This is a genomic window from Sphingopyxis sp. BE235 (genome assembly GCF_031457175.1).
Lineage (GTDB): Bacteria > Pseudomonadota > Alphaproteobacteria > Sphingomonadales > Sphingomonadaceae > Sphingopyxis.
Genome location: NZ_JAVDWC010000002.1, coordinates 469,273 through 491,437 on the forward strand (window position 1 = coordinate 469,273; position 22,165 = coordinate 491,437).

Sequence of the window (22,165 nt, forward strand, 5' to 3'; positions counted from 1 at the left end):
GAAAACCGGCGCCGTACCCGCGGTTTAACCGCCAAAAACAGGAGGCAAATGTGTCCGATAAAAATCAGAATCTCCAGGATATTTTCCTCAACGCCCTCCGTAAGAGCAAGACCCCGGTGACCATGTTTCTGGTCAAGGGTGTGAAACTGCAGGGCATCATCACCTGGTTCGACAACTTCTCGCTTCTGCTCCGCCGTGACGGACAGTCGCAGCTTGTCTACAAGCACGCGATCTCGACGGTGATGCCGTCGCACGATTTCGACCTGTCGCTGCTCGGCGACAATCTGCGCGATGCGCCGGCGAGCAAGGGCAAGGCATTGCAGGACGTGTTCCTCAATGCGGTGCGCAAGTCGGACGAGTCGGTGACGATGTTCCTCGTCAATGGCGTAATGTTGCAGGGCGATATCGTTGCGTTCGACCTGTTCTGCATGCTGCTCGAGCGCGAGCGCCAGGTTCAGCTCGTCTACAAACATGCGATTTCGACCGTTCAGCCGAACGGCCCGATCAACCTGACCGACAGCGAGCCGGACGCAGAAGCGGACAACGCCTGATCGACCCGATAATCGACAATGAAGACGAGGTAACGCGCGGCGCCGCCGCGCTTATCGTGGTGCCCGAATGGCATAGCCAGCGCCTCGCGCGCGACCTCGACGCGCGCGCCGAGGAGGCGAGGGGGCTCGCGCTCGCGATCGGGCTCGACGTCGTCGCGGTGCATACACTTCGACTTCGTCAGACGCGTGCCGCGACTTTACTCGGCGTCGGACAGATCGACGCGATCACGCCCGATATCGCGGCAAAGAATGTGCAGCTGGTCGTCGTCGATGCGGCGCTCAGCCCGATCCAGCAGCGCAATCTCGAGACTGCGTTCGGGACGAAGGTGATCGACCGCACGGGCCTGATCCTCGAAATCTTCGGCGAGCGCGCCGCGACCGCCGAGGGGCGGCTGCAGGTCGAGCTCGCGCATCTCGATTATCAGGCAGGGCGGCTGGTGCGTAGCTGGACCCACCTTGAACGCCAGCGCGGCGGTTTCGGCTTCCTTGGGGGACCCGGCGAAACGCAGATCGAGGCCGACCGGCGGATGATCCGCAACCGCATGGCACGCATCCGGCGCAGCCTCGAGGATGCCCGGAGAACGCGCCAACTGCAGCGATCGAAACGGCAGCGCGCACCTTGGCCCGTGGTCGCGCTCGTCGGCTATACCAATGCCGGAAAATCGACGTTCTTCAATCGGTTGACCGGAAGTGACGTCATGGCGGAAGATATGCTTTTCGCGACGCTCGACCCGACGATGCGCGAAATCCGGCTGCCCGGCATTGACAAGGCGATCCTGTCCGACACGGTGGGCTTTGTCTCTGACCTGCCGACCGAACTGGTCGCGGCGTTCCGCGCGACGCTGGAGGAAGTCACCACCGCCGACCTCATCGTCCATGTCCGCGACATCGTCCATCCCGACAGCGAAGCGCAATATGATGACGTGCGCGCCATTCTGAACTCGCTCGGTGTCAACGGGCCGCAGGATGGGGAGGAGGGCGATGCGCCGCCGGTGATCCAGCAAATTGAAATCTGGAACAAGATCGACACCGCCGATAGCGGCCGCCGGGCGGACATTGAAGAAATGGCAGCGCGGCGCCCCGACGTTGCAATCATATCGGCCGTAACGGGCGAGGGCGTCGAAGCCGCGCGTACCCTTATGGCGTCACAATTGACCGCGCTGCACAAGGTGCAGCGCATCTATCTGACCTATAGCCAGGGCGAAGCGGCGGCGTGGCTTCACGCGCGCGGCGAAGTGCTGGCGGACGAGCCCGAAGCCGAGGGGCATGTGTTGACCGTCCGGCTCGATCCTGCCGATAGCGCGCGTTTCGAGCGGTTATGGCCCTCTACGGACGTTCCGACACCTTGACTGCCCGCCAATGGCTTTCCTGCACGTCGAGCGAAAGCCCCGACAGGCTGCCGCCGGCACGCGCTTCCATCGCCGCAAAGCGGCGCGCGAATTTCACGTTGGCGTCGCGCAGCGCGCCTTCGGCATCGACGCCAAGGTGGCGCGCGTAATTGACCACCGCGAACAGGAGGTCGCCGACCTCTTCGTGTCGTTCGGCATCATTGGCTGCGCCCGCAACCTCGACAAGCTCTTCGGCGATCTTGTCGAGGGGGCCCTCTGTGTCGGGCCAGTCGAAGCCGACACGCGCGGCGCGTCCTTGCAGCTTTTGCGCACGCAGCAGCGCGGGAAGCGATAGCGCGACGCCGGAGAGCGCACTCGTTGGCCCGTCCGACGCGCGTTCGGCCGCCTTGATCTGCTCCCACTGCAACCGGAGGTCGGTCGTCTTGCCGCCGCCGAAAATATGCGGATGGCGCCGCTCCATCTTGTTGCTGATGGCATTGGCGACATCGTCGAAACCGAACAGGCCGTCGTCGGCCGCAATCTGGCTGTGAAAGACGACCTGGAGCAGAAGGTCGCCAAGCTCGTCGCAAATCTCGGCAGGATCGCCGCCGGCAATGGCATCGGCGACCTCATAGGCTTCTTCGATCGTGTAGGGCGCGATGGTCGAGAAATCCTGCGCCAGATCCCATTCGCAGCCGCCATCGGGATTGCGCAACTGGCGCATGATGGCGAGCAGGCGGTCGATGGGGGATTGGGCTGCCGTCTCGGCCATAGAGTTATCCGATAATATATATTATGTTAAATGTTCTGGAATTCAGAAGAGGAAAGGCTTCTCGCTACGTCACCGCCTGCCATGTGCGGATGACGAGGAATACGAGCCCAAAGATCGCAACCCACGCCAGCGCCATTTTGAGCCAGTCGGCCATCGGCAAGCGCCGTGCCAGCAAAGAACTCAGGACCAATGCGAACGCGCCCGCGAACCACAGGATCTGAACCGTCGTGTCACCACTCATAGCTGCACCTCCAGCCCGTCATATCCCGGTTCGACACCCGGCGGCAATTCGGCCGCAAGGTCGTCATAATCCATCGTGTTGTCCATATGCGTGATGATTGCACGCGGATTGCCGACCTTGGCAAGACCTTCGAGCGTCATGGCCAGATGCGGATGCGTCGGATGCGGATAGCGGCGCAGCGCGTCGATGACGAACAGGTCGACGCCTTGGAAGAAGTCGACCATTTCGTCAGTAAATTTCGAAAAATCAGTCGCATAGGCGATCTTATGGGCGCCATCGCTGAAGATCAGGCCGCTAGCCTTGATCGGCCCGTGCGGCATTTCGATCGCCGACACTTCAATAGGGCCGATCGACTGATGATCGTGGAGGTCGATTGGATCGACCGACGCCGGATAGCCGGCATTGCCCGCGAAGGCGTAGGTGAAGCGCCATTTGAGGATATCGAGCACATGGTCGCGTGCATAGACGGGAACGGCGGACCTGCGCAGGTGCATGACCTGGCGCAGATCGTCGAGGCCGTGCGTATGGTCGGCGTGCTCGTGGGTCCAGATGACCGCATCGATTTCGCCCACGCCTGCGTCGAGCAGCTGCAACCGCATATCGGGGCTGGTGTCGACGAGGATACGAAAGCCGCCGAGCGACACCATGATCGACGCCCGGCTGCGCAGGTTGCGTGGATTGTCGGGATCGCACTGCCCCCAGTCGTTGCCGATCCGCGGAACACCCGAAGACGTCCCGCAGCCGAGGATTCGCAACCTCATGATGCGTGGAACGTCATGGCCGCGCCTTGTTGAAAAGCGCGTAAAAATTGGCGCTCGTCGCGGCGGCGAGCGCGTCTTCGTCGTCGCCGCGCAGCTTGGCGAGGAACGCGAGCGTATCGGCAACAAAGGCGGGCTCGCCGGTTTTGCCGCGATGCGGGACGGGGGCGAGGAAGGGGGAATCGGTTTCGATCAGCAGTCGGTCCTGCGGCAACCACTTGGCCGTGGCCTGGAGATCGGCGGCGTTCTTGAACGTCACGATGCCCGAGATCGAGATGAAGAGCCCAAGGTCGAGCGCCTTATGGGCAAAATCGTCGCTCGCGGTAAAGCAGTGGATCACGCCGGGAAAAGCCGCCCTGCCCATTTCTTCGCCGAGCAGCGCCAGCGTGTCGGCTTCGGCATCGCGCGTGTGAACGATGATCGGCAGGCCGGTTTGCTGCGATGCGTGAATATGACGGCGAAAGCTGTCCTGCTGCCGCGCGCGGTCGCTCTTGTCATAATAATAGTCGAGCCCGGTTTCGCCGATCCCGATCACGCGCGGGTGCGCCGCGCGTTCGACCAGTTTGGTGGTGTCGACGTCGGGATGATGGTCGGCGTCGTGCGGGTGGATGCCGACGCTCGCCCACACATCGCCATTCGCTTCAGCGGCGGCGAGCACATCGTCCCACTCGCTTTCGCGCGTCGCGATATTGAGCATCGCGGTCACGCCCTTCGCGCGGGCGCGCTCCAGCACCTCGCCCTGCTGCTCGGCCAAGCCCTTGTAGTTGAGGTGGCAGTGCGAATCGACGAGCATTACGCCTCCCCTTCCCCTTCACCCTCGGGCAGTTCGAGACGCGGGAAGATCGGCACGGGCTGTCCGACGGTGAAGCCGCTGGCGGCGAGTTTCATCAGCCAGTCCCGATCGTCCAATGCGGAGAAGTCGCGCGCGTCGGCGGCGATGCCCATCTGGTCGAGCAATTTGTCCGCCGCCGCCGGGACGACGGGCCGGATCGCGATCGCCAGCGTACGCACGGCTTGGAACAAGGTCATCAGCACCGCGCGCATGCGTTCGGGATCGGTCTTGCGCAGCGCCCAAGGCGCTTGCGTGTCGACATATTGATTGCAGGCGAAGACTGCCCGGATCCAGTCTTCGATGCCGATCGAGAAGGCGAGATGTTCGAACTCGCGCGGCAACCGGATTGCTGCCATGTCGCCGAGATCTGCGAGCAGGTCGTTGTCGTCCTGCGCAGGCATATAGTCGGCGGAAAGTTTACCGTCCAAATTCTTGAAAATCATCGACAAGCTACGTTGGGCCAAATTGCCGAAGCTGTTCGCGAGGTCGGCGTTCGCGGTGCGCACGATCGCCTCGGCCGAATAGGTGCCGTCCTGGCCAAAGCTGACTTCGCGAAGGAGATAATAGCGCAGCGCGTCGACCCCGAACTGATCGGCGAGCGCCATCGGGTCGACAACGTTGCCGAGCGACTTCGACATTTTCTCGCCGCGGTTGAGCAGGAAGCCGTGGCCGAACACCTGCTTGGGCAAGGGCAGCTTTGCGCTCATCAGGAAAGCCGGCCAGTAAACTGTATGAAAGCGCACGATATCCTTGCCGATCATGTGGATATTCGCCGGCCAGAATTTGCCATAATCGCTTTCCGGATCGGGGTAACCCAGTCCTGACAGATAGGTGGTGAGGGCGTCGACCCACACATACATCACATGCCCGGGCGAGCCCGGCACCGGCACGCCCCAGTCGAAGCTGGTGCGCGAGACGCTGAGGTCCTTGAGGCCGCCCTCGACGAAGCGCATCACCTCATTGCGGCGGCTTTCGGGGCGGATGAAATCGGGCTGGTCGTTGTAGAGCGCGAGCAGCTTGTCCTGATATTTGGACAGGCGGAAGAACCAGCTTTCCTCGACGGTCCATTCGACCGGCGTACCCTGCGGCGAGAGGCGGACGCCCCCTTCCCCGTCGGTCAGCTCGCTTTCGTCATAGAAGGCTTCGTCGCGAACCGAATACCAGCCCTCGTAGCGGTCGAGATAAAGGTCGTCATTCGCTTCCATGGCGCGCCAGATCGCCTGCGACGCGGCGTGATGCGCGGCGTCGGACGTGCGCATGAAATTATCATAGCTGATATTCAGCCTGGCGTACATCTCACGGAAATATCCGGACATTTCGTCGGCGAGATCGATCGTCGCGCGGCCCTGGTCGCGCGCGGTCTGGAACATCTTCAGCCCATGTTCGTCGGTGCCGGTGATCAGCCGCACGTCGCGGCCGCGCGCGCGCTGGAAACGCGCCATAACGTCGGTCGCGATCGCCTCGTACGCGTGGCCGATATGCGGACGGCCATTGGGGTAGCTGATCGCCGTGGTGATGTAGAAAGGTTCGGTGTTTTCGGACATGCGCGCGCCTTAGCCGCTGGCGCGCGCGAGGGAAAGCGTCAGCGTGCTGCCTGACCCGTCCTCGGCGCCAATTCGGCGAGGCAATTGCCGATTTCGAAGCCGACCATCGCGCCGTCGTAGGAACCCCGGATCGCATCGCGGACGGTGCGCTGGACGCGGTCCCACTGCGCGAGGATCGGTGCGATCTCGGCCACCGGCCGTTCGCGCGCCAGGCGAGCAAGCAGCCCGGGAACAATGTCGATCACCAGTTCAAGACGGGCGCGATTGCTGGTCCCGCCGACCTCGCGCGCAAGCGCCTCGCGCAGCCGGTTTTCGGGATCGCCGCTCGTCGCAATGGCGAGCAGCTTCTTTTCCATCACCGCGACATCGCTGTCGATCAGCGCGAGCGCCTTGCCCGGTACGCCGCCCGATGCGGCGACGATCGCGCGTACCTCGGCCATCTCCAGCATGGGCCGCAGTTCGTGCAGCCACGGGGTCATGACGTCACGCTCAACCGGCTGAAAACGAAGCGTTCGGCAACGCGACCTGATCGTCGGGAGCAAGCGCCCCGGCGAATGGCTGACGAGCAGGAACAGCGTTTTCGCCGGCGGTTCTTCGAGCGTCTTGAGCAGCGCGTTGGCGCCATCGGTTTCGAGATCGTCGACCGCGTCGACAATGATCACGCGCCACTCGCCGAGCGACAGCGAGAGGTGCAGACGGCGGATCATCTGCCGGATCTGTTCGATCGTGATGTTGCGGGCGAGTTCTTTCGCTTTGTCCTTCGGCTGGCGCGCGAGGCGGAGGATCTCGGGATGGTTTCCGGCGTCGACCAGCCGGGCCGCGGCGTCGTCTCCGCGGTCGTCGAGCGTCACCGATTGCCCGTCACCGCCGCGCCCATGGGTCACGAGAAAGCGCGCGACGCGTTCGGCAAATAGGCCCTTTCCCATTCCCAGCGGTCCGGCGAGGAGCCATGCGTGATGGAGGCGACCGCCTTGCCACGCTTCGAGAAAAGCCTTTTCGGCGTCCTGATGACCGATCATAACAGCCATTCGGCGAGTTCGGCGAGGATCGCGGCGGTGACGTCCGATGCCGCCGCATCTGCATCGACGATCCGCCATCGCGCGGGTTCGGCTTTCGCCATTTCGACAAAGCGCGCCGCGAGCCGCGTCTGATAGTCGGCGGGCTTGTTACCCATGCGGTCGCTCCCGCCGCGTTCGGTCAACCGCCGTGCCGCCTCGTCGGCGCTGACGGTGAGCAGGAAGGTACGGTCGGGCATCAAGCCCATCGAACCGAATCCGTGCAGCCTCAGGAGGTCGGCGTCGGTGATTCCGCCACCGCCGCCCTGATAGGCGCGGCTCGAATCGACGAAACGGTCGCAGAGCACCCACGCGCCGCTTTCAAGCGCAGGACGGATCGTCCGCGCGACATGGTCGGCGCGCGCAGCGGCGAAGAGCAGGGCCTCGCTGCGCGCATCCCAGCGGTCGTCGCTTCCTTCCATCAGCAGTGCGCGGATCGCCTCCGCGCCCGCGCTGCCGCCGGGTTCGCGGGTCGCGACGGTTTCGATGCCGCGCGCCTCGAGCGCGGCCGTGAGCGCGCGAATCTGGGTGGATTTACCGACCCCTTCGCCGCCCTCGAGCGTGATGAACCGCCCAGTCACAGCCCGGTCAGCCGGTAAAACCCTGTTCGTGCGCGCGCCCACACGCCGCCCTCGGCGACATCGGTGGCGGCGATTAGCGGCGTCGTTTGTGGCGGCAGGCCGTCGGGCGTGACGACGAGGTCGGCGACCGGCGTCCCGCGAATGAGCGGCGCGGCAATGGGGGCTCGTGTGCGCATCACCGCGCGATAGCTGCCCTCATAGCCCTTGGGAACCGTCATCCGCACCGCGATCCCGGCCTGGGTGGCGACCGCGGGAATCGCTCCCTTTCGGACATCGATCCGGCCGAGGCTGGCGCCTGCGGGGACAAGTTCCCGCCCCTCCCATTCCTCGAAGCCCCATTTCATAAGCCGTTCGGCCTCGTCGCGCCGCGCTTTTTCGCTGCTCATGCCGGCGACCACCATGACCAGGCGGCGGCCGTTCCGCTTCGCCGAACCGAGGAAGCAATAGCCGGCTTCGGCGGTGTGGCCGGTTTTCAGGCCGTCGGCCCCCTCGAAACGCCCGAGAATGGGGTTGCGGTTGGGCTGGATGATCGGCTTGCCCTCGGGCGACTTGCCATGCTGAAGCTTCGGCAGCGAGAAATATCGACTATAACCATCCGGATGGTCGCGGATCAGCCGGTCGGCAAGCGTGATGAGATCAGCCGCGCTGACTTTGGTGATGCCGCCGTCGGGCCAGCCGCTCGGCGTTCCGAAGCGACTCGATGCCATCCCAATTTTGGCCGCTACGACGTTCATTCTTTTGGCGAATGCATCCTCGCTTCCGTCGATGCCGACCGCAAGGACCGCGGCGGCGTCATTGCCCGAGACGGTGATCAATCCTTTGAGCAATTCGTCGACCGAGACTTTTTCGTTCGGGCGCAGGAACATCGTCGACCCGCCGGTGCTGCCGTTCCACTTCTTCCATGTCGCCTCGCTGACGGTGAATTGCTTGTCGCGCGCAAGTTCGCCCTTTTTGATCAGGTCGAGCACGACATAGGCGGTCATCACCTTCGCCATCGACGCCGGCGCGAAGCGCTTGTCGGCACCGCGCGAAAAGAGGATCGCGCCCGAATCGAGATCCTTGAGCATCACGATCGGCGCCTGCGTGACGTAGAGCGGGCGGCTGACCGGCGCGCTTTTGGGGCGGGTATCGCCTGCCGATGCTGCGGGAAAAGCCAGCGTCAGCGCGAGCGCGGTCAGGCCCGCCGCCGCGCCCCTCACGATAATGCCTGGCCTCCCCACGCGCAGGCCGTCAGCGGTCGCGCTGGACCACCGCGTCGCGGAAGCCTCTGGCTTTGACTTTGCCGAGGGCGCCTCGCGCTTCGGCGTCGCTTGCGAAGGGGCCGACGCGCACGCGCCACAGATTGCCTGCCTTGGTGACATGGCCGCCGACCGACTTGGCGGCCGCATTGGCACGGGTCTCGCTGCTGAACGCTCCGACCTGGATCGCGTATTTTCCCGCGACCGCGGCAGCGGGCTTGGCGGCCATTGCCGCCGGCGCGGGCTTGGGTGCGGGTTTTGTCGTCCCCGGACCTTCGACGACGAAGCGGTCGTCACCGGGCTTGGCCTTGCCCGATGCTATCGGCGCGGCGGGCTGAGCGGCGACCGGCGTTGCCGCAGCGACCGCGGTCTTGGGCACCGGCAGCGCCTTAGCCTTGCTGCGCAGGATCGCCAGCAGCGATTCGGGCGTCGCAATGCGTTCGGGAACGGGCTTGCCCGAACGAAGCTGCGCGCGTTCGGCCGCGGGCGGATTGGTGCGGCGGACGCGGACCGCGGCGACGCCGTCGGAGAGGCCCAATTGTTCGGCAGCACCGCGCGACAGGTCGATCAGGCGGTCGCCGACCATCGGTCCGCGGTCGTTGACGCGCACGAGTATGGTCCGCCCGGTATCGAGCGCGGTAACCTCGACATAGCTCGGCAGCGGCAGCGTCTTGTGCGCTGCCGATATGCCCGCGGGATCGAAAGTCTCGCCATTCGCGGTGGGTTGCCCGGCGAGTTCCTCGCCATACCAGCTGGCATAGCCGACATCGTCATAGTCGGGGATATCTGCGGGCGTATAGGTCACGCCGCCGACCGAATAGGGATCGCCGACCTTGACCGGCACATCGGCCACGCCCGCGACTGAAGATGCAGGCGTCGGGCTTGCCGTCGGCCCACCTTGGCGCTTGCCATCCACACTACCACAACCGGCGAGCATCAGCATCGCTCCGGCCATCAGGCCCCCGCCCCTAACGATCGATTTCATCCGCCAGCAACCCCACAGACAGTGCGTAAAAGTTGGAACAATTATAGTCCAATATCGCACGATAGTTACCGGTCAGCAAATAAGCGGTTCGACCGGGGCCATCGGGTTCGAGAAGCGTCGCCTGCACATTGCCATCGGGCCAGCGGCCCCCGAGCGGCGCGATGCCGTCGGCGCGCCATTCGGCCATCGAGCGCCAGCGGCTGTGGCGATCGAAAACGCGCGGGCAACGCGTGGGTGCGAGGCGGTTGGCGACCGCGCCGCGGTTGAAGCCCGGGGGAACGGTGACCGCAACGCCCCATGGCTGCCCGGCGCGCCACCCGGCGCGGCGAAGGTAGGAGCCGATCGATTCGATCGCATCGGCCTCGCTCGACCAGATGCGCGCGACGCCGTCGCCATCGCCGTCCTCGGCGACCTGCAAATAGACCGACGGCAGGAATTGCGGATAACCGAACGCCCCGGCCCAGCTGCCCTTGAGGGCGCTGCGCGGGACGCCGCGTTCGACCATCACCATCGTCGCGATCAGTTCGGGTTCGAACAGGCTGCGGCGGCGCCCTTCATAGGCGAGCGTTGCGAGCGCTTCGGGCAGATCGAAATTGCCGGTGACCTGACCATAGGCGGTTTCATGGCCGTAAATGGCGATCATGATGCTGGTCGGAACGCCCGTGCGTTGCTCGATGCGCGACAGGAGCGGGAGCAGCCGGTCGTGGACGCGGCGCCCGCCGCCGATGCGTGCCGCATCGACATGCTTGGTCCTGTACGGCGCAAAGGCCGGGATCGGCGTGCTGGGGCTCGGCGGGCTGCCGAGGTTGTCGCGATCGAGCGCGACAACGCGCGGGTTGTAGGTCAACCCGGCGGTCACCCGGTCGAAGGTCGTGCGCGACACGCCGCGCGCCTGCGCCTTCGGCCAAAGCGACTGGACATAGGTGTCGAAGCCCGACTCGCTACTCTGTGCAAGGAGCGGCGCCGACGCCGTGAGCATCCATGCCGACAGAAACGCCGTGACAAATGTAAAAAGGCGTCCGATTCTGAAACGTATAGCGTGCATCATGTCCCCACCATAAGACGTGTCTCGCACAGATGCGAGCGGCTTGACTAGGTTGCCGCGAGACAAAGCGAGTCATTCGCGGGGCGGGCCGAACGGGCAAGGTTTCGCTTGCCGCAAGGGCATCACGCGCTATGGCGACGCCGTGCGGACAGGTGGCCGAGTGGTTTAAGGCAGCGGTCTTGAAAACCGCCGTGGGTGCAAGCTCACCGTGGGTTCGAATCCCACCCTGTCCGCCAGTCAGGCGAAATGCAGTCGCCGGTACTTCCCGCGGAAATAGAGCAGTGGATCGCGGTGCGGTTCGAACTGCGCGCGCACGACCCGGCCGACGAGAATGAAATGATCACCCGCCTCGTGCAGCGATTCGTGCTGGCATTCGAACGAGACGAGCGAGCTGCCGAGTAGCGGCACGCCGGTCTGGCCGGGCGCCCACGGCTGGTTGGCGAAACGGTCCTCGCCCTTTGCCGCAAAGCGGTTCGACGTTGGCTGCTGGCCGATCTGCAGGACATTCACGCCGAAATGTTCGGCCTCGCGGAGCGCGGGCGCGGTTCCCGCCGTGTTGGCAATGCACACGAGCAAGAGCGGCGGGTCGAGCGAGACCGAGGTGAAGCTGTTCGCGGTGAGGCCGACCGGCGTGCCCGCTGCGTCGAGCGCGGTGACGATCGTGATGCCGGTAGCGAAGCAACCCATCGCATCGCGCAGGGTGCGCGGGTCCGATCCGGCCTGGAACTCCATTGCCTCGCGCGGCTGACGCCGTTCGAGGAATTCGAGCAGCTGGCCGAGCAAGGCTTCCTTGCGGTCGGACGCGAGTTCGAGGTCGCATTCGTTGATGTCGACGCTCTCGCCCATGGGCAGCGCGGCGTTGAACGTGTCGCTGACCGCGCTGCACTGCGCGGGAGAAAAGCCGCCGCGGACGACGAGCGCCGGGACCGCCAGCCGCGCGGGCACGTCGTTTGCGTTTGCATCCTCGTCGACCGGCATGTCCACCAGCACCAACCCGGCAGCGAGGAGGGCGCCATCGAGCGCCAGCGCGCGCGTCGCGATCCATCCGCCGCGCCCGGCGGTCATGACGACGGGACGTGAACCCATTTGCGCGAGCACCGCGCGCAGATCCTCGATATGCGGCGCCAGTCCGTCCGCTTCGCCCGTTTCGCGCAGGTCGAGATTGACGACGCGGCGCCCCGAAAGCACCAGCGCGTCGGCGACGCCGCGCCACGCGGCGCGGCCCTGTCCGACGTCGGGAATGAGCAGCACGGCGGGATCGTTTTCGTCGCCCAGCATGTCGGCCGACAGAGGGACGCCGCCGAAACCCTTATATTCGATGAGACTCAAACGTCCCCCTTGCCGCGCCGGCGGGCGCGGGCGCCGGCGGCTTTCGATGTGATCAAGTTGCGAAGAATCGGATCATATCGAAAGCAGCCGCGCCACGCCAGCACGCCGGGCAAATTACGCGCGCATCGACGCGAGCCGCTGATCGACAATCGCGTCGGCCTCGGCGATGATGCGGTCGATGAGTTGCTGGCATGTCGGAATATCGTGGATCAGTCCCTGTACCATGCCCGCCCAGAACACGCCTTTCGTCAAGTCGCCGGTCTCGAGCAATTCGCGGCCTGCCTTGCCGTTCACCAGTTCGGCGACGTCGGCGAAGGTGGCGTCGGGCACCGCAAGGCGGCGCACCACTTCTTCGCTCACGTCGCTCTTGCCGACGCGCGCAGTGTTCTTGAGGCTGCGGAAGATCAGGAAGCTGCCGCGCTCGTCATTGTCGACATAGGCCTGCTTTACATTGTCGTGGATGGGCGCCTCGACCGTCGCGCAGAAGCGCGTGCCCATGTTGATGCCCTCGGCGCCCAGCGACAGCGCCGCGACGAGGCCGCGACCATCGCCGAAGCCGCCCGACGCGAGCATCGGGATCTTCACCTTGTCGGCGGCGGCGGGGATCAGGATCAGGCCGGGGATATCGTCCTCGCCCGGATGACCCGCGCATTCGAAGCCGTCGATAGAGATGATATCGCAGCCCGCGCGCTCGGCCGACAGCGCGTGGCGCACCGCGGTGCATTTGTGGAGGATCGTGACGCCGTGCGGTTTCAGCATTTCCCAGATTTCGCGCACCGCCTGTGTGCCCGCCGTCTCGACGATCTTGACGCCGCCGTCGATGATCGCTTGGGCATAGGCTTTGTAATCGGGGGCGTTGATCGTCGGGAAGACGGTCATATTCACGCCAAAAGGTTTGTCGGTCATCGACCGGCACTTTTCGATTTCCTCGCGCAGCGCATCGGGGCTCGCCTGCGTCAGTGCGGTGATGATGCCAAGGCCGCCCGCGTTCGACACCGCGCTCGCCAGTTCCGCGTAGCCGACGCTTTGCATCCCGCCCTGGACGATCGGATGCTCGATGCCCAGCATTTCGGTGATGCGTGTTTTGAAAGCCATTTCGATCTCCTGCGCGATACTGCCCTTACGGCATCTTCGCTCCGGTCCATGAAATAACTTGACGCTTACGTCAACGTCGGGTTGACTAAAGGTAATAGTTAGATAGCGAAGGGAATCGGAATGACGGCGGGCGAAGGCATATCGGATCGGGCGCTGGCCATCGCCGCAAAGGTCGAAACCTTCGTGCGCGAAATCGTGGTCCCGTACGAAAGTGATCCGCGCCGCGACCATCATGGCGCACCAACCGACGAATTGGTGATGGAAATGCGCGACCATGCGCGTGCGGCGGGCGTGCTGACCCCGCATATCTTCGACGATGGCAGCCACCTCAACCAGCGCGAAACCGCAGTGGTGCTCATAAAGAGCGGCCTGTCGCCGCTCGGCCCGCTCGCTTGCAACACGATGGCGCCCGACGAGGGGAATATGTATCTGCTCGGCAAGGAAGGGAGCGCCGAACTCAAGGCGCGTTTCCTGAAGCCGATGGTCGAGGGGCGCGTCCGCTCGGCCTTCTTCATGACCGAGCCCGCCGAAGACGGCGGCGCGGGGTCCGACCCGTCGATGATGAAGACGAAGTGCCACCTCGACGGCAATCATTGGGTGGTGAACGGCCGCAAGACCTTTATCACCGGCGCGCTGGGCGCGCGCGTCGGCATCGTGATGGCGAAGTCCGAGCAAGGCGCGTGCATGTTCCTCGTCGACCTGCCCGACCCAGCGATCCGCATCGACCATGTGCCCAACACGATCGACAGTTCGATGCCCGGAGGACACGCGACGCTCACGATCGACAACCTCCGCGTCCCTGCCGACCAGATGCTGGGCGAGGCCGGCGAAGGCTTTCGCTACGCACAGGTGCGCTTGTCCCCTGCCCGCCTGTCGCATTGCATGCGCTGGCTCGGCGCGTGCATCCGCGCGCATGAGATTGCGACTGACTATGCCAACCGTCGCGAGGCGTTCGGCAAGCCGCTGATCGACCATGAAGGCGTCGGTTTCATGCTTGCCGAGAATATGATCGACCTGAAACAGGCCGAATTGATGATCGACTGGTGCGCGGGTGTGCTCGACACCGGATCGCTCGGAACCGTCGAAAGCTCGATGGCGAAGGTTGCCGTGTCGGAGGCGCTGATGCGCATCGCCGACCGCTGCGTCCAGGTGATGGGCGGCACCGGTGTCACCGACAAGACGATCGTTGAGCAGGTATTCCGCGAAGTCCGGGCGTTCCGCATCTATGACGGCCCGACCGAGGTCCACAAATGGAGCCTCGCGAAGAAAATCCGCCGCGACTGGAAGGCCGCGCTCGCCTGACACGGCCGTCAGTTGCGGGGCTGAAAGCGTAGCGTCAAAGTGCTTGACGTTTACGTCAACGTCCGGTTCACTGGCCGCAACGAGATAATGGGAGAAGGAAGGGTGCGCGCATGACCATCCTCTACGACGAAGGGCAGCAAGCGATCGCGACCGAGTCGCGGCGCGTTCTGGAAGCACGGGTCAGCAAGGATGCGCTCCTGCCGCTGCTCGAAGCCGTCGGCGAATATCATCGCCCCTTCTGGGACACCGCGAAGGAGCAGGGCTGGACGGCGCTCGCGCTTCCCGAGGCGCATGGCGGACTGGGTCTTGGCTTGATCGAGCTGGGGCTGATCGCGCACCAGGCGGGGCGCAGCATCAGCGGCGCGCCGTTCCTGACGTCGAGCTTTGGCGCGGCGAAAGCGATCGAGCTTTTCGGCTCCGACGCACAGAAGGCGCGTTGGCTTCCGGGGCTCGCGAGCGGCGAAACGATCGGTGCGATCGCTTTTGCGGCGGGCCCCGATGCCCTTCCCCGCCAGCCCGATGTGACCTTTGCCGGTGACCGGCTAGAAGGCACGGCGCGCGGCGTTTCGGCCGGGTTGGCGGCCGAGGTCGCGGTCGTCCTTGCGAATGGCTCGGATATGCCGGTGCTCGCGCTCGTCGATCTGGCCGGCGTTCAGCGCTCGGCTGTCGCAAGCTTCGATAACAGCCGTTTGATTGCGGACCTCAGCTTTTCGGGAGCGCCGGCCGAAAAGCTCGCCGCCGGCGGCGCCGCGCGCAATGCGGCGCTCCATATCCTGGCGTTGCAAGCCGTGGTGACCGCGCACGAACAGACCGGTGGCGCCGAAGCGCTGATGGAAATTGCGCGCGACTACGCACTGACGCGCAAGGCGTTCGGCCAGCCGATCGGCGCCTTCCAGTCGGTGAAGCATCGGATCGCCGAGCTCTACGGGCTCGTTGAACTGGCGCGCGCAAACTGCATCCACGCCGCGGCGCGGGAAGGCGCCGCCGATATCATCAAAGCGGCGGCGGCGGCGCGCCTGTCGGCGACCGATGCCTATGACACGGCGGCGCGCGATTGCATCCAGATCCATGGCGGAATCGGCGTCACTTGGGAAATCGGGCTGCACCTTCAAATGCGCCGCGCGCGCAGCCTCGCGATCGAACAGGGCAGCAGCCTGTTCTGGGAGGATATACTCGTCGACCGGCTGGCAGGAGAAGCGGCATGAGCGATCTTGAAGCCTATCGCGCCAAGGCGGCGGCGTGGCTTGCTTCGATGGCGCCGACCTTTGGCCGCGACGCGCGCAAAGGGCTGTCCGAGGCCGATGATCTGGCGCTCGGCCGCCGCTATCAGAAGGCGAAGTTCGACGCGGGTTATGCCGGGATTAACTGGCCGGTCGAATATGGCGGCCAGAGCCTCGGTCATCTCGAAAAAGTCACCTTCGACGCCGAGGAAATGAAGCACGGCTTCCCGAGCTTCTATTTCGGTATCTCGCTTGGCATGCCAGTGCCCGTGTTGATGCAGTTCGGCAGCGACAGGGAGTTCGTCAAGGAACGTGTGCTGAAAGCGTTGCAGGGCGAGGAAATCTGGTGCCAGCTCTTTTCCGAGCCCTCGGGCGGATCGGACCTTGCGGGGCTGCGCACCAAGGCCGAACCCGACGGCAACGGGTGGAAGATCAACGGGCAGAAGGTGTGGACGAGCTGGGCGCATTATAGCGACTATGGGGTCATCGTCGTGCGCACCGACCCGACTGTTCCGAAGCACAAGGGCCTCACTTACTTCTGGGTCGACATGAAGGCGCCCGGCGTGACCGTGCGCCCGATCAAGCTCGCGGGCGGCGACAGCCACGTCAACGAGGTGTTCTTCGACGATGTGAAGATCACCGACGATCACCGCATGTCACCGGTCGGCGGCGGCTTTGCGGTCGCCATCGCGACGCTGATGATCGAACGCTATGTCGCGACCGACAGCGCGGGCTTTGGTCCGCACCTTCACCTGTTCGTCGATCTGGCGAAATCGGTGCAACTCAATGGTCGCCCGGCGATCGAGGATGGCCGCATCCGGCAGCAGATCGCGCGCAACTATGCGATGCGGGCCGGGCTCGATTCGATCAATGTCCGCGCCCGGCTGATGATGCAGGCGGGGATGATGCCGGGGCCCGAAGGCTCGCTCAACAAGCTGGTCGCGGTGCGCTCGCGCCAGAAGCTGTCCGAGCTTGCGCTCGACCTGCAGGGCAGCGACGGCTTCCTTTTCGACGAACATGCGTCGCAGAAGGAGGATTGGGCGTCGAGCTGGATCAACGCCCCCACCGGACGCATCGCGGGGGGATCGGACGAGACCTTGCTCAATACGATTGCGGAGAAGGTCCTCGGCCTGCCGCAAGACCATCGCCCCGACAAGGGCATCCCGTTCAACCAGATCCCGGCCTGAGGAGGGCGCGCCCATGAAAATCGATTCCACCTTAGCAGCGGTCGTCACGGGCGGCGCATCGGGTCTCGGCCGCGCCACCGCCGAAGCGCTTGCCGCTTCGGGCGTGAAAGTTGCTATTTTCGACATCAACGACGCGCTTGGCGAAGAGGTCGCGGCGTCGATCGGCGGGCTCTTCGTGCATGTCGATATCACCGACGAGCAATCGGTCCTCGATGGCTATGCCAAGGCGCGCGCCGCGCATGGCCAGGAGCGCGTTTGTGTCCATTGCGCGATGACCTCGCGTCGCGGCAAGACGCTCGCCTATGACAAGGAAACGGGCACGTTCCGTCGCACCCCGACCGAGGATTATGCCTATGGCGTCGCGGGCATATTGACCGCGAGCTATCGCATCGGGTCGATCGCCGCCGAGGGCATGGCGAACCTTCCCGAGATGGACGACGGCGAGCGTGGCGCGATCATCTTCACCGCGTCGGTCGCCGCGCAGGACGCGCAGATCGGGCAGGTCATCTATGGTTCGGCCAAGGCCGGGGTGAACGGCCTCGTCCTGCCGATGGCGCGCGACCTGATGGACCTCGGCATCCGCGTCAATTCGATCATGCCCGGTGTGTTCGGAACGCCGCTGCTCGGCAATATGAACCCGAAGGTGAAGGAGAGCCTCGAAGCCTCCGTCCCCTTCCCCAAGCGCCTCGGCAAGGCCGAGGAATATGCGAGCCTCGCAATGGAGATGGTTCGCAACACCTATTTCAACGGCCAGGCGGTGCGTCTCGACGGCGCGATCAGAATGGCCCCTCGTTAAAACTCGGGGTGGTCGCATGGCCCCCCGCTAACTCCCCGACCGAAAGGAATATTCTCATGGCCGAAGCCTATATCATCGACGCCGTCCGCACCCCGCGCGGGATCGGCAAGCCCGGCAAAGGCGCGCTGTCGCACCTCCACCCGCAGCATCTCGCCGCAACGGTGCTCGCTGCGATCCGTGACCGCAACAATCTCGACACCGCGACCGTCGACGACATCGTCTGGTCGACATCGAGCCAGAACGGGAAACAGGGCGGCGACCTTGGCCGTATGGCGGCGCTGTCGGCGGGTTATGACACCAAGGCCAGCGGCACGACGCTCGACCGCTTCTGCGGCGGCGGCATCAGCTCGGTGAACTTCGCAGCGGCCAGCGTGATGAGCGGCATGGAAGATTGCGTCATCGCCGGCGGCACCGAGATGATGAGCTATACGACCGCCTATGCTGCCGAACAGGCGAACGCCGGCCTGCCGCCGCGCCTGATGGGATCGGGTCACGAAGCGCTCGACGAATTGCATCCGCAGTCGCACCAGGGCGTCTGCGGCGATGCCATCGCGACGATCGAAGGGATCAGCCGTGAGGCGCTCGACGCGCTCGCGCTCGTCAGCCAGCAGCGCGCCGACCGCGCGATTAAGGAAGGCCGCTTCGCCAAGTCGGTGGTGCCCGTTCTCAACCCCGACGGCAGCGTCGCGCTCGACCATGAGGAATTCCCGCGGCCCGAAACGACTGCCGAAGGCCTTGCATCGTTGAAGCCTGCCTTCACCGGCCTCGCTGATTTCGATCTCGGCGGCGGCTTCACCTTCCGCAAGCAGGTCAATCGCCGCTATCCCGACGTCGAAATCCAGCATTTCCATCACGCCGGCAACTCTTCGGGTGTTGTCGACGGTGCCGCTGCGCTGCTCCTCACCTCGAAGGATTATGCCGACAAGCATGGGTTAAAGCCGCGCGCGCGCGTCGTCGCCTATGCCAATATCGGCGACGATCCGACGCTGATGCTCAACGCGCCCGTTCCCGCCGCAAAGAAGGTGCTCGAAAAGGCCGGGCTGACCAAGGACGACATCGACGTCTGGGAAATCAACGAAGCCTTCTCGGTCGTCGCCGAGAAGTTCATCCGCGACCTCGCTCTCGACCGTGAAAAGGTGAACATCAACGGCGGCGCGATGGCGCTCGGCCATCCGATCGGCGCGACCGGCTCGATCCTGATCGGCACCGCGCTCGACGAGCTCGAACGCTCGGGCGGCCGCTATGGCCTCGTCACCATGTGCGCCGCGGGCGGCATGGCACCCGCGATCATCATCGAACGTATCTGAGGAACAGGAGAGCATCATGTCCGGGCCGCTGAAGGGTATCAGGATCATCGAATTTGCCGGCATCGGTCCCGGCCCCTTCTGCGGCATGATGCTCGCCGACCATGGCGCCGAGGTGATCCGTATCGATCGCCCCGGCGGTTTCATGGACCCGCGCGACCCACTGAGCCGCAATCGCACGTCGATCGCGCTCGACATGAAAAATCCCGCGGCGGTGCAGATCGCGCGTGAACTGTGCGAGAGCGCCGACGGGATCATCGAGGGGTATCGGCCAGGGGTGATGGAGCGGCTTGGGCTCGGCCCCGATGTGCTGCTCGCGGACAATCCAAAGCTCGTTTACGGCCGCATGACCGGCTGGGGCCAGTTCGGCCCCTATGCGCAGGCGGCGGGGCATGACATCAATTACATCTCGCTGTCGGGTGTGCTTCACGGCATTGGGCGCGCGGGCGAGAAGCCGGTCCCGCCGGTCAATTATGTTGGCGATTTCGGCGGCGGCGGGATGATGCTCGCGTTCGGCATGTCGAGCGCGCTCGTTCATGCAGCGAAGACCGGCGAGGGTCAGGTGATTGACTGCGCGATGACCGACGGTTCGGCGTTGCTGGCAGGCATGACCTGGGGCTTCCTCGCGGCTGGGCGGCTCAAGGACGAAGCCGGCGTCAACATGCTCGACGGCGCAGCGCATTTCTATGACAGCTATGCCTGTTCCGATGGCAAGTTTATCTCGATCGGGTCGATCGAGCCGCAATTCTATGCGCTGCTGCGTGAGAAGACCGGGCTGACCGACGATGCCGATTTCGACGCCCAACTCGACCCGTCGAAATGGGGTCCACTCAAGGAAAAGCTGACCGCCCTGTTCAAGACCAAAACGCGCGACGAATGGTGCGCAATTATGGAAATGACCGATGTCTGCTTCGCGCCGATCCTGTCGCTGAGCGAAGCGCCGCAGCATCCGCACAATGTCGAGCGCGAAACCTTCCTGACCGTCGGCGGCGCGGTTCAGCCCGCCCCTGCCCCGCGCTATTCGGCAACGGTCAACGACACGCCGCGGCCGGCACCGGCAGTCGGCGCTGATGGCGACGCCGTGCTGGCGGGTCTGGGTTATGATGCAGACAGGATTGCCGCGCTCCGCGAAGGTGGCGCGCTGCGCTGATTGTTCAAGCGCCGCGCGCGGTCATCGCTTCCCAGAGGCCGCGCCCGCCAAAGGTGGCAACCTGACGGCCCAGCCGCGCCGCCCAATAGGCGTCGTTTCCGTGCGCCCCGCGCCAGCGCATCAGCGGCACCGTCACGCGGTGCAGGTCATATTCCTCGGTAAAGCCGATCGCACCGTGCACCTGATGCGCAATCGCGGTGACCACGCCGACGGCGCGATTGGCACGGAGCTTCGCTGCCGCGATTTCGAAATCGGCGGCTGACGGATCGAGGCTCATCGCATCGAGGCGTGTCGCCAGCGCCGCAGCGGCGGCTTCGACCGCGCGCACTTCGCACGCCATCACCGCGAGCGATTGCTGGACCGCTTGGAACTTGCCGAGCGGGCGGCCGAACTGCTGGCGTGTGTTCACATGCTCGATCGAGAGCGCAAGCGCCTGCCCCATCGCACCGGCCATCAGGCTCACCGTCGCCGCGGGCTGATACGCTTCGCCGGCGATCAGTTCGGCAACCGGGAGATCGGGCACGACCACACCGGCGATTTGCAGCACCGCATTCGCGTCGCCCCAGTCGCCGCCGAAACCGCCATCCTCTTCGGGAACAAGCAGCAGGCCAAAGCCCGCTTCCTCGACCGGAGCGATCCCCGCCGTCGCGGCCTCCGCGAAGACCGCGCGCGCGGTATTGCACAGCATGTCGTGCGCCGCGCTCATCGCAGGCCCAATCCGCGTGCGATGATCCCGCGGATCACCTCGCGCGTTCCGCCGCGCAGCGAGAAGCTGGGCGATGCGATGAGCAGCGCGCGAAGAAGCTTCGCAAGATCATCTTCATCGTCCCAACCGCTTGTCACGATCGCCTGCACGCGGCGCGGCATGTCCTGTTCGAAGGCATTGCCGAGTTCCTTGACCACCGACGCTTCGACCATCGGGTCTTCGCCCGCCGCGAGCTTCGCCGCGGTCGACATCGAGAGTTGGCGCAGCGTCCACATCTCGGCGGTGAGTTCGCCGATCAACGCGGCAATCGCTGGATCAGGTTCGGCGCCCGCCGCATCGATCAGCGCGACGAGCAGTGCGTGGCTTGACAGATAGCGTTCGGGCCCCGAACGCTCGAGGCCGAGTTCGGCGGTGACCTGTTTCCACCCCTGCCCGCGCTCGCCGACCAATGCGCCATGCGGTACCAGCGCGTCGTCGAAAAAGACTTCGTTGAAGTCGTGATGGCCCGCCATGTCGATGATCGGGCGGATCGTGATGCCGGGGGTGTTGAGGTCGATCAGCAGCTGGCTGAGCCCGGCGTTGCGCTCGCTCCCTTCTTCGGTGCGGACGAGCGCAAGCATGATGTGCGAGAAATGCGCGCCGGTGGTCCAGATTTTCTGGCCGTTGATGCGCCAGCCTTCGGCAGTTTCGCGCGCAGTCGTTCGTACGGCGGCCAGGTCCGAGCCCGCGCCGGGTTCGGACAGGCCGATGCAGGCATAAAGCTCGCCCGCCGCAATTCCCGGCAGGTAGCGCTGCCGCTGTTCCTCGCTGCCATAGCGCAGGATCAGCGGCCCGGTCTGGCGATCGGCGATCCAGTGCGCGCCGACGGGCGCTCCGGCGGCGAGCAATTCCTCGATCACCACATAACGTTCGAGCGGATGGCGGTCGCCGCCGCCGTATTGCGCCGGCAGCGTCATGCCGATGTACCCCGCCGCACCCAACGCGCGGCTGAAATCGGGATCGAAACTTGCCCAGCAATTCGCCCGCGCAACGACATCGCCTTGCGGTTGGTTATCCGCAAGCCATGCCCGCAAATCGGCGCGCAGTGCGGCAATGTCGCCGGGTGGATCGAACGGATAGAGCGCAAAGCCTTGCATGTCGCACCAG

General features: G+C 64.8%; 22 protein-coding genes and 1 tRNA gene. 9 read left to right on the forward strand and 14 right to left on the reverse strand.

Annotated features, from left to right (window positions below; translation table 11 throughout):
- Positions 1 to 50 precede the first annotated feature (50 nt).
- Both hfq and hflX read left to right on the forward strand, forming a co-directional pair.
- On the forward strand, positions 51 to 551 hold the full coding sequence (gene hfq / locus J2X38_RS09480) for an RNA chaperone Hfq (protein ID WP_056375239.1): 501 nt from the start codon (positions 51 to 53) through the stop codon (positions 549 to 551).
- A 59-nt stretch (positions 552 to 610) separates the two neighbouring features.
- On the forward strand, positions 611 to 1,900 hold the full coding sequence (gene hflX / locus J2X38_RS09485) for a GTPase HflX (RefSeq protein ID WP_405053449.1): 1,290 nt from the start codon (positions 611 to 613) through the stop codon (positions 1,898 to 1,900).
- On the opposite strand, the gene mazG is transcribed toward hflX, so the two are convergent.
- The 10 genes from mazG to J2X38_RS09535 all read right to left on the reverse strand — a co-directional run bounded on the left by mazG (position 1,878) and on the right by J2X38_RS09535 (position 10,864).
- A complete protein-coding gene (mazG, locus tag J2X38_RS09490; protein WP_310253460.1) occupies positions 1,878 to 2,651 on the reverse strand; it encodes a nucleoside triphosphate pyrophosphohydrolase in 774 nt (257 codons plus the stop codon). The two genes, hflX and mazG, sit on opposite strands and share 23 nt — an antisense overlap.
- Before the next feature lie 64 nt (positions 2,652 to 2,715).
- Positions 2,716 to 2,892 carry a hypothetical protein gene (locus tag J2X38_RS09495; RefSeq protein WP_310253462.1) on the reverse strand — a complete coding sequence of 59 codons (177 nt, stop codon included), beginning with the start codon at positions 2,890 to 2,892 and terminating at the stop codon, positions 2,716 to 2,718.
- Positions 2,889 to 3,653, reverse strand: a complete 765-nt coding sequence (locus tag J2X38_RS09500; protein ID WP_037510910.1) for an MBL fold metallo-hydrolase — start codon at positions 3,651 to 3,653, stop codon at positions 2,889 to 2,891. The genes J2X38_RS09495 and J2X38_RS09500 overlap by 4 nt, the downstream gene beginning before the upstream one ends.
- Before the next feature lie 13 nt (positions 3,654 to 3,666).
- Complete coding sequence (locus tag J2X38_RS09505) at positions 3,667 to 4,443, reverse strand: TatD family hydrolase (RefSeq protein WP_310253465.1); 777 nt, start codon at positions 4,441 to 4,443, stop codon at positions 3,667 to 3,669.
- Positions 4,443 to 6,026, reverse strand: coding sequence for a methionine--tRNA ligase (gene metG, locus J2X38_RS09510; protein WP_310253467.1), 1,584 nt, complete (start codon positions 6,024 to 6,026; stop codon positions 4,443 to 4,445). Before metG ends, J2X38_RS09505 begins: the two co-directional genes overlap by 1 nt.
- Positions 6,027 to 6,064: 38 nt before the next feature.
- On the reverse strand, positions 6,065 to 7,054 hold the full coding sequence (locus J2X38_RS09515; RefSeq protein WP_310253470.1) for a DNA polymerase III subunit delta': 990 nt from the start codon (positions 7,052 to 7,054) through the stop codon (positions 6,065 to 6,067).
- On the reverse strand, positions 7,042 to 7,662 hold the full coding sequence (gene tmk / locus J2X38_RS09520) for a dTMP kinase (protein WP_310253472.1): 621 nt from the start codon (positions 7,660 to 7,662) through the stop codon (positions 7,042 to 7,044). Before tmk ends, J2X38_RS09515 begins: the two co-directional genes overlap by 13 nt.
- A complete protein-coding gene (locus J2X38_RS09525) occupies positions 7,659 to 8,861 on the reverse strand; it encodes a D-alanyl-D-alanine carboxypeptidase family protein (RefSeq protein WP_310253473.1) in 1,203 nt (400 codons plus the stop codon). The genes tmk and J2X38_RS09525 overlap by 4 nt, the downstream gene beginning before the upstream one ends.
- A 31-nt stretch (positions 8,862 to 8,892) precedes the next feature.
- Positions 8,893 to 9,855, reverse strand: a complete 963-nt coding sequence (locus J2X38_RS09530; RefSeq protein WP_310253475.1) for a septal ring lytic transglycosylase RlpA family protein — start codon at positions 9,853 to 9,855, stop codon at positions 8,893 to 8,895.
- A gap of 13 nt (positions 9,856 to 9,868) precedes the next feature.
- Complete coding sequence (locus J2X38_RS09535) at positions 9,869 to 10,864, reverse strand: lytic murein transglycosylase (RefSeq protein WP_310253477.1); 996 nt, start codon at positions 10,862 to 10,864, stop codon at positions 9,869 to 9,871.
- Between the two features lie 212 nt (positions 10,865 to 11,076).
- Between J2X38_RS09535 and J2X38_RS09540 the strand changes: the two genes are divergently transcribed.
- Positions 11,077 to 11,166: transfer RNA gene (locus tag J2X38_RS09540), tRNA-Ser, on the forward strand.
- 1 nt (position 11,167) lies between these two features.
- Here J2X38_RS09540 and J2X38_RS09545 read toward each other — a convergent pair.
- The gene (locus tag J2X38_RS09545) at positions 11,168 to 12,259 is read right to left on the reverse strand and encodes a flavin reductase (RefSeq protein ID WP_310253479.1); all 1,092 of its coding nucleotides are present in this window, start codon (positions 12,257 to 12,259) and stop codon (positions 11,168 to 11,170) included.
- A 114-nt stretch (positions 12,260 to 12,373) separates the two neighbouring features.
- Positions 12,374 to 13,354: a nitronate monooxygenase family protein gene (locus J2X38_RS09550; RefSeq protein ID WP_310253481.1), complete on the reverse strand. Its 981-nt coding sequence runs from the start codon at positions 13,352 to 13,354 to the stop codon at positions 12,374 to 12,376.
- A gap of 120 nt (positions 13,355 to 13,474) precedes the next feature.
- Between J2X38_RS09550 and J2X38_RS09555 the strand changes: the two genes are divergently transcribed.
- The 6 genes from J2X38_RS09555 to J2X38_RS09580 all read left to right on the forward strand — a co-directional run bounded on the left by J2X38_RS09555 (position 13,475) and on the right by J2X38_RS09580 (position 20,313).
- Positions 13,475 to 14,656 (forward strand): acyl-CoA dehydrogenase family protein, encoded by a 1,182-nt coding sequence (locus tag J2X38_RS09555; protein WP_310253483.1) that lies wholly within the window; start codon positions 13,475 to 13,477, stop codon positions 14,654 to 14,656.
- Between the two features lie 110 nt (positions 14,657 to 14,766).
- Entirely contained in the window at positions 14,767 to 15,861 is a 1,095-nt protein-coding gene (locus tag J2X38_RS09560; RefSeq protein WP_310253485.1) for an acyl-CoA dehydrogenase family protein, read from the forward strand.
- Positions 15,858 to 17,063, forward strand: a complete 1,206-nt coding sequence (locus J2X38_RS09565) for an acyl-CoA dehydrogenase family protein (RefSeq protein WP_310253487.1) — start codon at positions 15,858 to 15,860, stop codon at positions 17,061 to 17,063. The genes J2X38_RS09560 and J2X38_RS09565 overlap by 4 nt, the downstream gene beginning before the upstream one ends.
- Before the next feature lie 13 nt (positions 17,064 to 17,076).
- Positions 17,077 to 17,859 carry an SDR family NAD(P)-dependent oxidoreductase gene (locus J2X38_RS09570; protein ID WP_310253489.1) on the forward strand — a complete coding sequence of 261 codons (783 nt, stop codon included), beginning with the start codon at positions 17,077 to 17,079 and terminating at the stop codon, positions 17,857 to 17,859.
- 56 nt (positions 17,860 to 17,915) lie between these two features.
- A complete protein-coding gene (locus J2X38_RS09575) occupies positions 17,916 to 19,166 on the forward strand; it encodes an acetyl-CoA C-acetyltransferase (protein ID WP_310253491.1) in 1,251 nt (416 codons plus the stop codon).
- A 16-nt stretch (positions 19,167 to 19,182) separates the two neighbouring features.
- Positions 19,183 to 20,313, forward strand: coding sequence for a CaiB/BaiF CoA-transferase family protein (locus J2X38_RS09580; protein WP_310253493.1), 1,131 nt, complete (start codon positions 19,183 to 19,185; stop codon positions 20,311 to 20,313).
- Between the two features lie 4 nt (positions 20,314 to 20,317).
- On the opposite strand, the gene J2X38_RS09585 is transcribed toward J2X38_RS09580, so the two are convergent.
- Together J2X38_RS09585 and J2X38_RS09590 are read right to left on the reverse strand one after the other, a co-directional pair.
- Positions 20,318 to 21,019: an acyl-CoA dehydrogenase family protein gene (locus J2X38_RS09585; protein ID WP_310253495.1), complete on the reverse strand. Its 702-nt coding sequence runs from the start codon at positions 21,017 to 21,019 to the stop codon at positions 20,318 to 20,320.
- Positions 21,016 to 22,155 carry an acyl-CoA dehydrogenase family protein gene (locus J2X38_RS09590; RefSeq protein ID WP_310253497.1) on the reverse strand — a complete coding sequence of 380 codons (1,140 nt, stop codon included), beginning with the start codon at positions 22,153 to 22,155 and terminating at the stop codon, positions 21,016 to 21,018. Before J2X38_RS09590 ends, J2X38_RS09585 begins: the two co-directional genes overlap by 4 nt.
- Positions 22,156 to 22,165 lie beyond the last annotated feature (10 nt).

Bases quoted from the DNA above. Each gene is read 5' to 3' on its own strand.
- mazG (WP_310253460.1), bottom strand. From the start codon at position 2,651: ATGGCCGAGACGGCAGCCCAATCCCCCATCGACCGCCTGCTCGCCATC.
- J2X38_RS09495 (WP_310253462.1), bottom strand. From the start codon at position 2,892: ATGAGTGGTGACACGACGGTTCAGATCCTGTGGTTCGCGGGCGCGTTC.
- J2X38_RS09500 (WP_037510910.1), bottom strand. From the start codon at position 3,653: ATGAGGTTGCGAATCCTCGGCTGCGGGACGTCTTCGGGTGTTCCGCGG.
- J2X38_RS09505 (WP_310253465.1), bottom strand. From the start codon at position 4,443: ATGCTCGTCGATTCGCACTGCCACCTCAACTACAAGGGCTTGGCCGAG.
- metG (WP_310253467.1), bottom strand. From the start codon at position 6,026: ATGTCCGAAAACACCGAACCTTTCTACATCACCACGGCGATCAGCTAC.
- J2X38_RS09515 (WP_310253470.1), bottom strand. From the start codon at position 7,054: ATGGCTGTTATGATCGGTCATCAGGACGCCGAAAAGGCTTTTCTCGAA.
- J2X38_RS09530 (WP_310253475.1), bottom strand. From the start codon at position 9,855: ATGGCCGGAGCGATGCTGATGCTCGCCGGTTGTGGTAGTGTGGATGGC.
- J2X38_RS09535 (WP_310253477.1), bottom strand. From the start codon at position 10,864: ATGCTCACGGCGTCGGCGCCGCTCCTTGCACAGAGTAGCGAGTCGGGC.
- J2X38_RS09550 (WP_310253481.1), bottom strand. From the start codon at position 13,354: ATGGCTTTCAAAACACGCATCACCGAAATGCTGGGCATCGAGCATCCG.
- J2X38_RS09555 (WP_310253483.1), top strand. From the start codon at position 13,475: ATGACGGCGGGCGAAGGCATATCGGATCGGGCGCTGGCCATCGCCGCA.
- J2X38_RS09560 (WP_310253485.1), top strand. From the start codon at position 14,767: ATGACCATCCTCTACGACGAAGGGCAGCAAGCGATCGCGACCGAGTCG.
- J2X38_RS09565 (WP_310253487.1), top strand. From the start codon at position 15,858: ATGAGCGATCTTGAAGCCTATCGCGCCAAGGCGGCGGCGTGGCTTGCT.
- J2X38_RS09570 (WP_310253489.1), top strand. From the start codon at position 17,077: ATGAAAATCGATTCCACCTTAGCAGCGGTCGTCACGGGCGGCGCATCG.
- J2X38_RS09575 (WP_310253491.1), top strand. From the start codon at position 17,916: ATGGCCGAAGCCTATATCATCGACGCCGTCCGCACCCCGCGCGGGATC.
- J2X38_RS09580 (WP_310253493.1), top strand. From the start codon at position 19,183: ATGTCCGGGCCGCTGAAGGGTATCAGGATCATCGAATTTGCCGGCATC.
- J2X38_RS09585 (WP_310253495.1), bottom strand. From the start codon at position 21,019: ATGAGCGCGGCGCACGACATGCTGTGCAATACCGCGCGCGCGGTCTTC.
- J2X38_RS09590 (WP_310253497.1), bottom strand. From the start codon at position 22,155: ATGCAAGGCTTTGCGCTCTATCCGTTCGATCCACCCGGCGACATTGCC.